The organism is Tardiphaga sp., from assembly GCF_025356345.1.
Classification (GTDB): domain Bacteria; phylum Pseudomonadota; class Alphaproteobacteria; order Rhizobiales; family Xanthobacteraceae; genus Tardiphaga.
The window spans coordinates 1-14859 of sequence record NZ_JANXTC010000229.1 but is presented as its reverse complement, the minus strand read 5'-3'; the positions used below and the strand labels follow the sequence as shown (position 1 = coordinate 14859).

12 protein-coding genes and 1 pseudogene are annotated in these 14859 nt (G+C 62.2%); 5 read left to right on the top strand and 8 right to left on the bottom strand.

Annotation, left to right across the window (positions count from 1 at the left end; all coding sequences use genetic code 11):
* Positions 1-18: 18 nt before the first annotated feature.
* Complete coding sequence (locus Q0S16_RS13925) at positions 19-546, top strand: HAD family hydrolase (protein WP_295849182.1); 528 nt, start codon at positions 19-21, stop codon at positions 544-546.
* Here the strand turns inward: Q0S16_RS13925 and Q0S16_RS13920 are convergent.
* A complete protein-coding gene (locus Q0S16_RS13920; RefSeq protein WP_295849178.1) occupies positions 528-1619 on the bottom strand; it encodes a glycosyltransferase family 4 protein in 1092 nt (363 codons plus the stop codon). The two genes, Q0S16_RS13925 and Q0S16_RS13920, sit on opposite strands and share 19 nt — an antisense overlap.
* An 86-nt stretch (positions 1620-1705) precedes the next feature.
* Here Q0S16_RS13920 and galE point away from each other — a divergent pair, with 86 nt between their 5' ends.
* The 3 genes from galE (at position 1706) to Q0S16_RS13905 (ending at position 5502) form a co-directional block, all read left to right on the top strand.
* Positions 1706-2719: a UDP-glucose 4-epimerase GalE gene (gene galE, locus Q0S16_RS13915; RefSeq protein ID WP_295849176.1), complete on the top strand. Its 1014-nt coding sequence runs from the start codon at positions 1706-1708 to the stop codon at positions 2717-2719.
* Between the two features lie 124 nt (positions 2720-2843).
* A complete protein-coding gene (locus Q0S16_RS13910) occupies positions 2844-4646 on the top strand; it encodes an ABC transporter ATP-binding protein (RefSeq protein WP_295849174.1) in 1803 nt (600 codons plus the stop codon).
* Positions 4647-4800: 154 nt separating this feature from the next.
* Positions 4801-5502: a fumarylacetoacetate hydrolase family protein gene (locus tag Q0S16_RS13905; RefSeq protein ID WP_295849173.1), complete on the top strand. Its 702-nt coding sequence runs from the start codon at positions 4801-4803 to the stop codon at positions 5500-5502.
* A gap of 210 nt (positions 5503-5712) precedes the next feature.
* Here the strand turns inward: Q0S16_RS13905 and ahcY are convergent, their stop codons facing one another.
* The 3 genes from ahcY to Q0S16_RS13890 all read right to left on the bottom strand — a co-directional run bounded on the left by ahcY (position 5713) and on the right by Q0S16_RS13890 (position 9890).
* The gene (gene ahcY, locus Q0S16_RS13900; RefSeq protein WP_295849171.1) at positions 5713-7134 is read right to left on the bottom strand and encodes an adenosylhomocysteinase; all 1422 of its coding nucleotides are present in this window, start codon (positions 7132-7134) and stop codon (positions 5713-5715) included.
* A 148-nt stretch (positions 7135-7282) separates the two neighbouring features.
* Complete coding sequence (gene metK, locus Q0S16_RS13895; protein ID WP_295849180.1) at positions 7283-8479, bottom strand: methionine adenosyltransferase; 1197 nt, start codon at positions 8477-8479, stop codon at positions 7283-7285.
* Between the two features lie 55 nt (positions 8480-8534).
* A complete protein-coding gene (locus Q0S16_RS13890; RefSeq protein WP_295849170.1) occupies positions 8535-9890 on the bottom strand; it encodes a hypothetical protein in 1356 nt (451 codons plus the stop codon).
* A gap of 246 nt (positions 9891-10136) precedes the next feature.
* Here Q0S16_RS13890 and Q0S16_RS13885 point away from each other — a divergent pair, with 246 nt between their 5' ends.
* Entirely contained in the window at positions 10137-11447 is a 1311-nt protein-coding gene (locus Q0S16_RS13885; RefSeq protein WP_295849168.1) for a UDP-glucose/GDP-mannose dehydrogenase family protein, read from the top strand.
* A gap of 138 nt (positions 11448-11585) precedes the next feature.
* Here the strand turns inward: Q0S16_RS13885 and Q0S16_RS13880 are convergent, their stop codons facing one another.
* The 4 genes and pseudogenes from Q0S16_RS13880 to Q0S16_RS13865 all read right to left on the bottom strand — a co-directional run.
* Positions 11586-12317, bottom strand: coding sequence for a hypothetical protein (locus Q0S16_RS13880; protein ID WP_295849167.1), 732 nt, complete (start codon positions 12315-12317; stop codon positions 11586-11588).
* Positions 12318-13113: 796 nt separating this feature from the next.
* Positions 13114-14328, bottom strand: a complete 1215-nt coding sequence (locus Q0S16_RS13875) for an ABC transporter substrate-binding protein (protein WP_295849166.1) — start codon at positions 14326-14328, stop codon at positions 13114-13116.
* A 59-nt stretch (positions 14329-14387) separates the two neighbouring features.
* Positions 14388-14711, bottom strand: a complete 324-nt coding sequence (locus tag Q0S16_RS13870; protein ID WP_295849164.1) for a 2Fe-2S iron-sulfur cluster-binding protein — start codon at positions 14709-14711, stop codon at positions 14388-14390.
* Between the two features lie 9 nt (positions 14712-14720).
* Positions 14721-14859, bottom strand: a pseudogene (locus tag Q0S16_RS13865) (cytochrome P450); the annotation flags it as partial.

The following is a 14859-nucleotide window of genomic DNA, read 5'->3' as shown; positions in this document are numbered from 1 at the left end:
CCACGAGGCGACGCCGCGATGAGTGCGATTCGGAAACCGGCGGCGTTTCTCGACCGCGACGGTGTCGTCAACCATGACGACGGCTACATGGGCACGCGCGAACGCATCCGCTGGATGCCCAACGCCGCCAAGGCGATCCGGCGTCTGAACGACGCCGGCTATCTGGTCTTCGTCTTCACCAACCAGTCCGGTATCGCGCGCGGGCTGTTCACCGAGAACGAGCTGCACCGGCTACACGACTGGATGCGCGCCGAATTGCTGGCGCAGGGCGCCCGCATCGATGATGTCCGCTATTGCCCGCATCATCCCGACGGATCGGTCGCCGGCTATCTGGAAGACCATCCCTGGCGCAAGCCCAGCCCGGGGATGATCCTCGATTTGATGAAGCACTGGCCGGTCCACACCACTGGCAGTTTCGTGATCGGCGATCGCGCCACCGACATCGAGGCGGCCACCGCGGTGAGCCTCCCCGGATTCATGTTTGCCGGCGGCGATCTCGACGCTTTTGTCGCGGATATTCTCGAGCGTCAGATCAGCGTGCGATAGACTGCGGCAATACCTGCGGCCTCGACGTCGAGGCTGAATCGATCCAGTACCCGCTGCCGCGCCCGCTTGCCCATCGTTTCCGCCGCGGCGGGATCGCGCAGCAACGGCTCAAGAGCCCCAGCCAGCGCCGCGGCATCACCGGTCGGCACCAGCACGCCGGTGACGCCATCCTCCACCGCGATCTCGGCGGCGCCGGCGCGCGTTGCCACCAGCGCCGCGCCAACCGACATCGCTTCGATCAGCGTCAGGCCAAAGCCTTCGTTGCGCGACGTAAAGGCATAGATCGTCAAGCGCTGGTACCAGCGCTGCACCTCGGCAATTGGCAATTCACCGAGAATAAGGATGCGCGACCGTAGCCCGGCGACCTCGATCTTCTTTTTCAACTCATTGGCAAAGCTCGCCTGGTCGGGCGTGACGGCGCCGACGATCACGGCCGTAAAATCCGGATAGCGCGGTAGCAATTCGCACATCGCTTCCACGAACAGGTCAGTGCCCTTTTGCGCACGGACGCGGCCGAAACATCCGATCGCATGGCGGCCGGGCAATCCGGCTTCCGCGAAGGCGGCGGCGCGGTCCGCGGGCGGTGAATAGCGGACCGGATCGACGCCGTGTGTGACCACCGTCGCCGAACGCTTGAGATAGGAAGCCGAGACCTCGCTGGTGGCGATGATCGCATCCATCCGCCCGATCAGCCATCGCGTGATCCAGGTGTGGTGGCGCTGCGCCGCGGAGGTAAATAGCAGCTTCAGAGGCCAACCGAGCGCCTGCAGCAGTACCCCCGCGATCATCTCGTTGTTGCGCCGCGCATGCCAGATGACCGGCGCACGGCGCAACCATAGCCGCAACAGATCGGCCGCGCCGATGCGGTCAATCCCTTCCGGCGCGTCCGAGCCGAGCCAGGCCGCACGGAACATCGCGGCAAGCTTGGGCGCCACCATCCGGTTGGTGGCGGTCACGCCGGAGTAACGCCAATGCAGATTGGTGACGATCAACTGCACCTTGCCGGCGGCATTATTAGCGATGGGCACGCATGTCTTCCTTTCGACGCAGTTCCTATACGCAACATTAAGCATAGTGGCCAGTTACCAGCCGTCGAAACCCACTCTTCACTTCGGAACGGTTAGCGTGATGTCATGGGCGTAGCGATAAGGTTGGATCGATGACCGTGCTTGTTACCGGCGGTGCCGGTTATATCGGAAGCCACATGGTTCATGCGCTGGTGGAAGCGCGTGAAAGCGTGGTCGTGATCGATAACCTGTCCACCGGCTTCTCGAATTATCTGCCCGACGGCGTACCGCTGTTCATCGGTGACGTTGGCGACGAAAATCTGGTCGAGGGCGTGATCGCCGCGCACGGCATCGACGCCATCATCCATTTCGCCGGCTCGGTCGTGGTGCCGGATTCGATGCGCGATCCGCTCAGCTATTACCGCAACAACACCATGACCACGCGTAATCTGCTCACCGCCGCGGTCAAATGCGGCGTCAAGCGCTTCATCTTTTCCTCGACAGCGGCCGTCTACGGCAATCCCGATTCTACGCCGGTGGCCGAAGACGCCCCGACCCGGCCACTGTCGCCCTACGGCTCGTCGAAGCTGATGAGCGAAATCATGCTGCACGACATCGCACCGGCCTATGGCATGGAATTCGTCGTACTGCGCTATTTCAACGTCGCCGGCGCCGATCCGAAGGGCCGCACCGGCCTGGCCACCATGGGCGCGACCCATCTGCTGAAGATCGCGGTCGAGGCCGCCACCGGCCAGCGCAGCAAGATCGACGTGTTCGGCACGGATTATCCGACCCCTGACGGCAGATGCATCCGAGATTTCATCCACGTCAGCGACCTCGTCCAGGCCCATCTCGCCGCGCTGAACTACCTGCGCCACGGCGGCGCCTCGACCACCCTGAATTGTGGCTATGGCCGCGGCTATTCGGTGCTGGAGACCATCGAGGCGGTGCGCCTCGCCTCCGGGCGCAGCTTTGCCGTGCAGCACGCCCCGCGACGCGACGGCGACATCATGAGCATGATCGCCGACACCAGCCGGATTCGCGCCACGCTGGACTGGAAGCCGCAATTCGACAACCTCGAGACCATCGCCAAACATGCGCTGGCCTGGGAAGAGAAGCTCGCTTTGGAGCGCCATGGCATTGAATTGATGGCCAAATCGGCCTGATCCGGGCTGGCTGCCGGCCAATTCGGCTTGAAATCCCCCCATTTAGCGGGCAATGAGACGGCTGTTTCGCACCGACTCTGACGCCTGCGGCAAATCCCTGCCCGGCGCCGTCGCTGGAACGCGGATGGCTGATATTCCTCGCAAAATCACTGACGATCCCACCGGCGCCTGGGCGCTGATCCGCCGCCTGGTCACCGAACAGGCGGCCACCTACTGGCGCCGATACCTGATCGCCTTCGCGCTGATGGCGGTCTCGGCCGGCACCACCGCCGGCGCGGCCTACATGCTCGGCGAGGTCATCAACCAGGCCTATGTCGACAAGGACATCAACCGCATCGCGCTGTATTCCGGCGTCGTCGTGCTGATCTTCCTGGTGAAAGGCGTGACGACCTACGGTCATACGGTGATCCTGTCGCAGATCAGCAATGCCATCCTGGCCAACAACCAGCGCCGGCTGTTCGCCAAGCTGATGAATGAGAGCATCGGCTTCTTCTCGGAACGGCATTCCTCGGAATTCCTGGCGCGGCTGACGGCCGGCGCCAATTCGGTGACACAGGTGCTCAGCCTGCTGATCAATGCCGTGGGCCGTGATCTGCTGTCGCTGATCGCGCTGGTCGGCGTGATGCTGATGCAGGATCCGTACATGGCGCTGTTCGGTTTCCTGATCGCGCCGCCGGCGATGCTGATGCTGCGCAAGCTGGTGAAACGCATCAAGGGCCTGGCCCGCAACCAGTTCACCGGCACCGCCGACATCATGGAGACAATGCAGGAATCGCTGCAGGGCATCCGCACCGTCAAGGCGTTCAACCTCGAACACACCATGCAGGAGCGCATGGAAGCCAGCATCACCGCGGTGGAGCGTAACGCCAACAAGATGGCGCGGGTTTCCAACCGCTCCAGCCCGCTGATGGAGACGCTTGGCGGCTTTGCGATCGCTGGATCGCTGCTGTATGGCGGCTACCGCGTGGTGGCGATGGGCGCGACGCCCGGTCAGTTCTTCTCCTTTGTCACCGCCTTCCTGCTCGCCTACGAGCCGGCGAAGCGGCTGGCCCGGCTCAACATCGAGCTCAACAGCAGCCTGATCGGCGCGCGCATGCTGCTCGAGATCGTCGACAGCCCGGCCTCCGAGCCCAATGACGACGCCAAACCGGCCTTGCTGCTCAGCGATGCCCGCGTCGAATTGCACGATGTCAGCTTCCGCTATCGGCCCAACGAGCTGGTGCTGAACCGGATGAATTTCGTCGCCGAACCCGGCAAGGTCACCGCATTGGTCGGCCCGTCCGGTGGCGGCAAGTCAACCGTGCTGGCGCTGCTGCTCCGGCTCTACGAAGTCAGCGAAGGCGACATCACCATCGACGGCCAGTCGATCGGCCAGATTTCGCGGCGGTCGCTGCGGCAGCAGACCGCCTATGTCGGCCAGGACGTCTATCTGTTCCGCGGCACGATCCAGGAGAACATCGCCTTCGGCAAGGTCGGCGCCACCGAGGCCGACATCGTGTCCGCGGCGAAGGCCGCTTGCGCGCATGATTTCATCATGGGCTTTCCGCTCGGCTATGCCACGCCGGTCGGCGAACACGGTGCCCAGCTGTCCGGCGGCCAGCGCCAGCGCGTCGCCATTGCGCGGGCCCTGGTAAAGAACGCCCCGGTGATCCTGCTCGACGAAGCCACCGCGGCACTGGACTCCGAGTCGGAGAAATCAGTGCAGGAAGCAATCGAGCATCTGTGCCGCGACCGCACCACCATCGTCATCGCGCACCGGCTGCACACCATCATGCATGCCGATGCCATTCTGGTGGTTGAAGGCGGCGAGATCGTCGAGCGCGGTCGCCACGACGACCTGCTGCGCCGCGGCGGCCGCTATGCCTCGTTCTTCAAGTTGCAACATCGTGAGGCCAGCCCGCTGGCTCCGCTCGACGCCCCGGCCTGAGCAATCCGAATTCGAAAGAGAGGTCCCCTCTCTGTCGTCATTGCGAGCGATGCGAAGCAATCCAGCCCGCTTGCAAACCAACAAGTCTGGATTGCTTCGTCGCAAGAGCGCCTCGCAATGACGATGGGCTCCTGCATGTACCCGAGAGCCACTCATGACCGCATCGTTCGTTATCGCCCCTCCGCCGCAGGCCGCCATTGCCGTCCAGGGCGACGACAAGAAATTTCCGGTACGCCGCGTCTGGTGCGTGGGCCGCAACTATCTCGAGCACATCCGCGAACTCGGCAATGACGAGCGCAACCCTCCCTTCTTCTTCGCCAAGCACGCCGACATGATCGTTCCGGAAGGCAGCGTGATCGCCTATCCGCAGCAGACCCAGGACTTCCAGCACGAGGTCGAGCTGATCGTGGCGCTGCAGAGCGGCGGCTTCAACATTTCCGCGGAGACCGCGCTCGATCACGTCTGGGGTTATGGCGTGAGCATCGACCTGACCCGCCGCGACTTGCAGATGAAATCGCGCAAGAAGGAGCAGCCCTGGGAGATCGGCAAATCGTTCGACGATTCCGCCCCGTGTGGCGCGCTGGCACCGGCCTCGAAGATCGGCCATCCGACCAGCGGAAAGATCTGGCTGTCGGTGAACGGCACCGAGCGGCAGAAGGGCGACCTGTCGGAAATGATCTGGAACGTCGCCGAGATCATCGCGAAACTGTCGCTGCAGGTTGAACTCGGCGCCGGGGACGTCATCCTGACCGGCACCCCAGCCGGCGTCGCCGCCCTTGCGCCCGGCGATAAAATCGAATGCGGCATCGATGGTATCGGCACGCTGAAATGCAGCATCGGCGAGAAGGTCAAATAAATAGAGATGGTTCGTGCCCCGGAGGCGACGCAACACGAAGTGTTGCTTCGCAGGGCCGGGGCCGTCTCAAACGCCCTCGTTCGTAACGGTCCCGGATCTGCGGAGCGACATCAAGCAGGCCGCACCGCATCCGGGACACGTAAGTAACGGACATCACAAAAAAGCCCCGGATCGCTCCGGGGCTTTGTCGTTCAAATCAGTGCGTCGAACTCAGTAGCGGTACTGGTCGGCCTTGAACGGGCCTTCGGTGCTGACGCCAATATAGGCGGCCTGCTCGGGGCTCAGCTTGGTCAGGTTCACGCCGATCTTGGCGAGGTGCAGCATCGCAACCTTCTCGTCGAGCGCCTTCGGCAGCACGTACACTTCCTTCTTGTACTTGCCGTCCTTGTTGTTGGCATAGAGTTCGATCTGCGCCAGCGTCTGGTTGGTGAAGGATGCCGACATCACGAAGGACGGGTGACCCATGGCATTACCGAGGTTCACCAGGCGGCCTTCCGACAGCAGGATCATGCGGTGACCATCCGGGAAGGTGATCTCGTCGACCTGCGGCTTGATGTTGTCCCACTTCATGTTCTTCAGATGCGCGATCTGAATTTCATTATCGAAGTGGCCGATGTTGCAGACGATCGCACGATCCTTCATCGCGCGCATGTGCTCGATGGTGATGATGTCGCGGTTGCCTGTCGCGGTGACGAAGATGTCGGCGCGCGGCGCGGCCTCTTCCATGGTGACGACTTCATAGCCTTCCATCGCCGCCTGCAACGCGCAGATCGGATCGATTTCGGACACCAGCACGCGGCAGCCGGCCTGGCGCAGTGACGCGGCCGAGCCCTTGCCGACATCGCCGAAGCCGGCGACCATGGCGACCTTGCCCGACATCATGACATCGGTGCCGCGACGGATGCCGTCGACCAGCGATTCACGGCAGCCGTACAGATTGTCGAACTTCGACTTGGTGACGCTATCGTTGACGTTGATGGCCGGGAACAGCAGCTTGCCGCTCTTCTGCATCTCGTACAGGCGATGCACGCCCGTGGTGGTCTCCTCCGACACGCCCTTGATGTTGTTGGCGAGCTCGGCGAAGTAGCCCTTCGGCTTTTCCTTCAGTAGCTTCTTGATCAGCGCGTAGAAAACTTCTTCTTCTTCCGATTCCGGTTTGTCGAGGAAGGCCACGTCGCCCTGCTCGGCGCGCAGGCCGCTATGCACCAGCATGGTGGCATCGCCACCATCGTCGAGGATCAGGTTCGGAGTGCCGCCGCCATGCCAGTCAAACAGCTTGGCGGTATAATCCCAATATTCTTCCAGGCTCTCGCCTTTGATGGCGAACACCGGGATGCCGGCCGCGGCGATCGCGGCGGCGGCGTGGTCCTGGGTCGAGTAGATGTTGCAGGACACCCAGCGCACGTCGGCACCGAGCGCGACCAGCGTCTCGATCAGCACGGCGGTCTGAATGGTCATGTGCAGCGAGCCGGCGATGCGGGCGCCTTTCAGCACCTGCTTCGGGCCGTATTCCTCGCGGGTGGCCATCAGGCCGGGCATCTCGGTCTCGGCGATCGAGATTTCCTTGCGGCCGAACGGCGCCAGCGCGATGTCCTTGACGATGTAGTCGTTGAAGCCCTTGGGCGCGGTCATGTAATTGTCCTTTAGTGAAATGGTCATTCCGGGGCACGAACGCCGTCAGGCGGTCGCGAACCCGAAATCCCGATGTGATAATAAGTTCCAGGTTCCGGCTTCACGTGCGCCACAATGCGCACGTCAACCCGGAACGACGAGTTTCGGATCAGACGTTGCTCTTCAATGCGTCGACGAGGTCGGTCTTTTCCCACGAGAAGCCGCCATCCGCATCCGGCGTGCGGCCGAAATGGCCGTAGGCGGAGGTGCGGGCGTAGATCGGCTTGTTGAGGTCGAGATGCTTGCGAATACCGCGCGGGGTAAGGTCCATCGAGTCGGCAACGGCCTTCTCGATCACCTCATCGGCGACCTTGCCGGTACCATGGGTGTCGATGTAGATCGACAGCGGCCGCGCCACGCCGATGGCGTAAGCAAGCTGCAGCGTGCAGCGATCGGCGAGGCCCGCCGCGACGACGTTCTTGGCGACGTAGCGCGCCGCATAAGCCGCTGAACGATCAACCTTGGTGGAATCCTTGCCGGAGAACGCGCCGCCGCCATGCGGGGCCGCGCCGCCGTAGGTGTCGACGATGATCTTGCGGCCGGTCAGCCCGGCATCACCATCGGGACCGCCGATGAAGAACTTGCCGGTCGGGTTGATGTGCCAGATGGTCTTGTCGGAGATCCAGCCGTCCGGCAGCGCCTTGCGGACATAGGGCTCGACGCAGTCGCGAACCTGGTTCGAGGTCATGTCCTCGACCAGATGCTGGTGCGACACCACGATCTCGCGGACGCCGACCGGCTTGCCGTGCTCGTACTGCACGGTGACCTGGCTCTTGGAGTCGGGCCCCAGCACCTTCTCGATGCCGGCGTGACGGGCTTCCGAGATCAGGCGCAGGATCTTGTGCGCGTAGAAGATCGGGGCTGGCATCAGCTCGGCGGTCTCGTTGGTGGCGTAACCGAACATGATGCCCTGGTCGCCGGCTCCCTCTTCCTGGTTGGTGCCGGGCTGCAGCGCATCCACGCCCTGCGCGATGTCGGCCGACTGCGGGTGCAGCAGGATCTCGATGTCCGCGGTCTTCCAGTGGAATCCGGCCTGCTCGTAACCGATGTCCTTGATCGCAGCGCGTACCACGGCCTCGATGTGATCGTTGGTGACCGACGCGGGACCGCGGGTTTCGCCGGCGATCACTACCTTGTTGGTGGTGGCCAGCGTTTCGCAGGCAGCCCGGATCGACCAGGGGTCCATGCCGGCCTTGGCGCCTTCGCGGAAGAACAGGTCGACGATTTCGTCGGAGATCCGGTCGCAGATCTTGTCGGGATGACCTTCGGAGACGGATTCACTGGTGAACAGATAAGACGCGCGCATCAACAACCCCTTTTCCGCCAGATCTCGGCGGCCTTTCATCTAATGTCCGGAAATGTCAGTCGCGACGCCGCGAGATGACATAGGATTCATCGTAGAACCAGAGACCGTTATGCTTGCGCAGAACCTCCCGGGTGGCATCCAGATAACGGCCGCTTTGAGTCACTTCCGTCAAACGGTCGTCCTCGATCTGGGCGACATAGACCGCCGCGTTCCACGCTGCAAAAGCCGTCGAGGTCCCGATCGTCCCGGTCACCTCGTTCGGCAGCGCCTCCATGGCGTAGCGAAAGATCGACCGCTGGTCGGAATAGGCATTGAAGTTCAGATCGCGGGCGGCTGAGCCCAGTTCGTATTTCACTGCGCGCAATAGCTCATGACGGCTGACGGCGAAAGGGTTTTCTTTGGGCCAGACGGCCTGCACGATCTCCATACCGGGGTCCTGCCCATGCGAATGGATTCCGATCAACCGACCGCCCGCGCGCAAGGCTCGGGCTAGGGGGGCGATGATGCGTTTGGCGCGGAAAGAGACCGAGGATTTGGCGCGGTAGGGCTGCGAGGCGATGATCAGGTCGAAATTGGCCTCGGTGCGGCCGGCGCGCGGGATGATGCTGTCGAGCAGAAAACGGTGATCCTCGCGGTAGACCACCAGCGCCACCGGGCGTTCATAGGTCGGCATGCCCGAGCGCGGGTTGATGCTGGCGCGCCAATTATCCTCCAGAAACGCGTTCAGCCCGGCGATCTGCGCCTCGAACTCGCCGGACGAGGCGCCGCGCAACGGCACTTCGTGCCAGATCATCCCGGCGGCCGCGGCCGGCGAAATCGGCGTCAGCGTCGGCGCCTCGGCATAATGCATGTTGGTCAGCACGAACACCGTGGCCGGATGCTCGAACAAGCGGTCCGGCACCTTGTCCAGCGTCAGACGCACGTCTTCCAGGCTCAATTCCTTGCCGGCGATATAGAACGGCATGTGCGGAAACCGGCCGTGCATCGAGCGCATCACCCGCGCCAGCACGGTGCCGTCGCCGACGCCGGCGTCGAATACCCGCAGCGCCGGCGGCCGCGGATGGATGCTGGCAAGCTCCAGCCCGACGCGGTCGGCGATCACCCGCTTCTCCGAGCAAGTATGCACGAACAGCAGGTATTTCTGCCGGTTCTCGAAGAAGCGAAAATTGCTGCGCGGGTCGCGGCGCTCGATCGGCGTCTGCAGCCCCGGCGGCGGCGGCACGCCCTCCGGCAGCGACTGGGCGATGAAGGCCTGGATGCGATCCAGCGTGTCGATGGTGATGCGCTTGCCCTCGCGCAGCCGGTTGACCAGCTTGCCGTCATTGACCGCGCGGCGGCCGAAGGTCGATTCCGCCATCTCCAATTGCCGGCAGAAATCCGAAATCAGGTCCAGAATCTGGTCATTTTTCATGGGCTTGGTCGATTCAGGCCAGATTCAGGCGGGCGCCACAATCACGCCGCAAGACTGATTCGAAGCGAAAAATTCTTGCGGCCAAATTGCGGCAGGCCAGTGGGCAGCGAAATTGCTATTGCGTTGCATAACACGTTCTGCCCACCAAGGAAATCCGGGAAATCGCCCCCTGCCCGTCGTGTGCAAGTCGCCATCGCCTGCTAAGACCCCTGCAACCCGTCCGCTTCCCTGGCCCGAGGAATTCCCATGCGTATCGCCATGATCGGCACCGGCTATGTCGGCCTCGTCTCCGGCGCCTGCTTCGCCGATTTCGGCCACCACGTCACTTGCGTCGACAAGGATGAGGCCAAGATCGCCGCCTTGCAGCAAGGCCAGATCCCGATCTTCGAGCCCGGGCTGGACGCGCTGGTCGCCGCCAATGTGAAGGCCGGCCGGCTCGATTTCACCACCGACCTCTCCGGCCCGGTCGCCGAAGCCGACGCGGTGTTCATCGCGGTCGGCACGCCGTCGCGGCGCGGCGACGGCCATGCCGACCTGTCTTACGTCTATGCCGCCGCCAAGGAGATCGCCGCGGTCGTCAATGGCTTCACGGTGGTGATCACCAAATCGACGGTGCCGGTCGGCACCGGCGACGAGGTCGAGCGGCTGATCCGCGAGGCCAATCCGGCCGCCGATGTCGCGGTCGCCTCCAATCCGGAATTCTTGCGCGAGGGCGCGGCGATCCGCGACTTCAAGTTTCCGGACCGCATCGTGGTCGGCACTTCGGACGAGCGCGCCAAAAAGGCGATCGGCGAGATCTACCGGCCGCTGTCGCTGAACCAGGCGCCGGTGATGTATACCGAGCGGCGCACCGCCGAGCTGATCAAATATGCCGCGAACGCCTTCCTCGCCACCAAAATCACCTTCATCAACGAGATCGCCGATCTCGCCGAAAAGGTCGGCGCCGACGTCCAGGACGTGGCGCGCGGCATCGGCATGGACAACCGCATCGGCAGCAAGTTTTTACATGCCGGCCCCGGCTTCGGCGGCTCGTGCTTTCCGAAAGACACGCGGGCCTTGGTGAAAATCGCGCTCGACCATGACGCGCCGTTGCGGATCGTCGAGGCGGTGCTGAACGTCAACGACAACCGCAAGCGCGCGATGGCGCGCAAGGTCGCGCATGCGCTGGGCGGCCAGCTGCGCGGCAAGACGGTCGCGGTGCTCGGCCTGACCTTCAAGCCCGATACCGACGACATGCGCGAGGCACCCTCGATCCCGCTGGTCACCGGCCTGCTCGATCTCGGCGCCACCGTCCGCGCGTTCGATCCGGTCGGCATGGACGCCGCGAAGGCCGAGCTGCCGGATATCATTTATTGCAGCGACGCCTATGATTGCGCGGCCGGCGCCGACGCGCTGGTGATCGTCACCGAATGGGTCCAGTTCCGCGCGCTGGATCTGGATCGGCTGAAGGCGGTGATGCAACAGCCGGTGCTGATCGATCTGCGCAACGTCTACCGGCCGGAAGAAATGGCGGCGGCGGGGTTTGTCTATGAGGGCGTCGGGCGCGGGAAGCTGTGAGGGCCCCCCCTTCTCAGGGCCATTCAGGACTTTAGCGCCGCGAATTCGAGTGACCGCTTTGCGCCAACAACCGACTTCCCACCGTCCAGTAGCCAATTCATGCTGCCCACCCCGCACGTTTGATGGTTCCTGCGGAAATCACCAACTCTCTCCCACGAACATATTATAAACGAGCTGAAATTGGCCCGGCATGGAAAGGACACCTTTGCCCTTCTGCGCAAGCTTAAACGCTGGAAACCACGGCAACTTAGTTGCGATGTTCATGACGACCGGATCGCTGGTGATCTCGACAAAGGCTTCCGTGAATCGGGCTGTAGATTCGATTACGTTTGCGACATTCTCGATCGTTATCTTCTGCGCGGATGTCATGTCGGCTGGGTTCGAAAACCACACCAGCCGCGGGAAATTGGATGGGGAAAGATCGCGGCGGCCGGTCAGGCGCGGCAACGCTGGCAACTCCTCGTCGATGCTACGATTGCCGAACGCATTTGCACAGATAAATACAGCGTCGACGGCTCCATCCGGTACCGGGATGATGTTTTCACCGGTTCCCAGCGTAGCGACGACGGCACCGCGAGAACCGAGATCGACTACCGCGGCCTGTCCGCCCAAGTATGGGACACAGCGGCCCAAGCCCGTGATGTGCGGCCCGCACTTCCAGACGACCTCAATAACACTCGAACCGGTGTAAAGCTTTTCGTCAACGGAGAGAGAAATCTGAAGGCGATAGCGATAGGAATAGGTCGGGAAGTTCGCTTTATAGATCACCAACACGGCCACAACGACCGTCAGCAAGATTCCGAGCCACCTCATTCCCACAAGTTCATTTTGCAATCGCGGCCAATGCGGGTTAATTTCAACGTTCGTCATTCGACCCTAGCCGGCGGGGGTTTATAGATTGCTACCGAGGTCGTGACAGATTTCCAAGAACCGAATGTCCGCCTTGGGTCAATCGCGTCGCCTCCCATATGTCTGCGGCATGTCCGCTATCCGACCCATTTCTGCAAAAAGAAGAGGCGCCGAATTCAGTGGTTCACGAATTCAGCGCCAATTGATGCAAGTGATTTAGCTGTTTTTCCGATTCAACGTTTAGGCTGAGGGCTGGTGATTCAGCCAGCCGTTTTCAATTCAGTTTATCTAGCCGGCTAACCTTTTGCTAATTTTCCGTCCATGTTCAATCCAGTTTCTCCGCGTGACGCCTGAGTCCGGTTTAGGCACTAAAATAAGGGTTATGCGATGTTCGGTCGGTGTAGTGAGAAATTCGGTAGATGCCCGGGCGCCTATTCACCCGGCATCTTTCGAATGCCTTACGACGCGAGACCAAGCTCTCCTTCAGTTCGCGGGCGAAAGCCTGTCGCGGTTCCAGGTGCTTCCTGTTGCGTTGAAAGAGAAAGCTGCCCAGAGCATGTACGCTGGGTTTGAACCTGTTCCAAACCGAGAGAATGTTTGGCAAAGGACTCAAACGATTGACGACAGCGAACTGGTCGTCACCGCAATTAAAACTGAAAGCTGATTTTCAGTTTCGGGATATTTTTGGTCGAAAATAGTTAGACCCTCGAATACGATTCGAGCATCAACGGGAGGTTCGTAGGGTGCTTAAAACTCGTGTGGAATCGGCATTTTGACGATTCCACACTTAAGCTAGGGGCTGCCGGTTCCGGCAGCCCTATTTTATCAATGAGCAGCCGCCCTGCTCGATTGGACGAAAGGCCTTCTCAGCGGGCACTGTCGAAAGCAGCTTGTAGTAATCGTAGGGATATTTCGACTCGTCCGGCTTCTTGATCTCGAACAGATAGATTGGGTGGGTGACGCGGCCGTCTGCCCGAATCGCGATGTCGCCGAACAATTTGTCCTTGCCTTTGAGCGTCTTCATCTGCGGGACCACGGTCGCAGCGTCGTCGCTGCCCTTGGCCGCTACCGCATTCAGATAGGCCAGCGTCGATGCGTAAACGCCTGCCTGGTTGCCGCTCGGCATCTTTCCGTTCATGCCGGGGCGCTGCGCGAAACGCTTGGCGAAGGCGCGGGTGTCGTCGTCGAGATCCCAGTAGAATGACTCGGTCAGCAGCAGTCCCTGTGCAGCCTTGAGGCCCATGCCGTGGACGTCGTTGATGAAGATCAGGAACGCCACCAGTTTTTGCGGGCCGTCCTGCATGCCGAATTCGCCGGCCTGCTTGACCGCGTTGATGGTGTCGGCGCCGGCATTGGCGAGGCCAATGACCTTGGCCTTGGAGCCCTGTGCCTGCAGCAATAGCGAAGCGAAATCGGACGTGCCGAGCGGGTGCTTCGCGGAGCCGAGCACCTTGCCGCCGTTCTTGGTGATGTAATTGCTGGCCTCGGCCTCGATGCCCTGTCCGAGCGCGTAATTGACCGTAAGGAAGTACCAGTCGTCACCGCCACGCTGCATCATCGCCGCGGCCGTGGTGTTGCCGGTGGCCCAGGCGTCGTTGACCCACTGGATGGTGTTCGGCGAACAATCCTTGCCGGTCAGGTCGGAGGTGGCGGTGGATGACGCCAGGAAGGTCATCTTGGTGTTGCGCGCGATATTGTTGATCGCCAGCCCGACCGATGAATTCGGCACATCGACGATGGCATCGACCTTCTCAACATCGAGCCATTTACGCGCAATGCCGGAGCCGACATCGGCCTTGTTCTGGTGGTCGGCGTAGACGATCTCGACCCTGATGTTTTTGCCGCCGCCGTTGAAATCTTCGGCGGCCATCCGCGCGGCTTCGACCGAGCCCATGCCGTTGGTGTCCTGGAATACGCCGGAAATATCGTTGAGCACGCCGACGCGCACGACATCGTCGGAAATCTGCGCCTGCGCGGCGCCGGCCAGCATGCACGATGCCGCTGCCGCCAGAACTGTCTTGAAGCCCTTCATGATATTACCTCCCTGTTCTAATCGCGGGTCCGGACGTTGCCGGTCGCGCCGTTTGCAAACTAGAATTGCCGGTCCGGCAATCGCAGCACGAGGCCGTCGAGCGCGTCGCTCATTTTGATCTGGCACGACAGCCGGCTGTTCGGGCTGCGCTCGGCCGCCACGCCTTCCAGCATCTCGTCTTCGTCGGCCGCGGCGGTCCCGACCCGCTCCATCCAGGAATCGTCGACATAGACGTGACGGGTGGCGCACACCAGGCCGCCGCCGCATTCGCCAACAATCCCGTCGACGCCGCTCTGCATCGCCGTGATCATGGCGCTGTCGCCGTCGCGGGCATTGACGGTTTCAGCACGGCCGTCGGGATGGATGTAGGTGACGTCAGGCATCGAGAATCCTCAGGCGGCTGTGAGCTTGATTGGCAGGCTTTCCAGCCCGCGCAGCGTGTTGTTGAAGCGCCGGGTCGGCTCGCCGGTGATCTCGATCGACGCGACCTTGCGCGCCAGCGCGGAGAGCATCACCTCGCCCTCCAGCCGC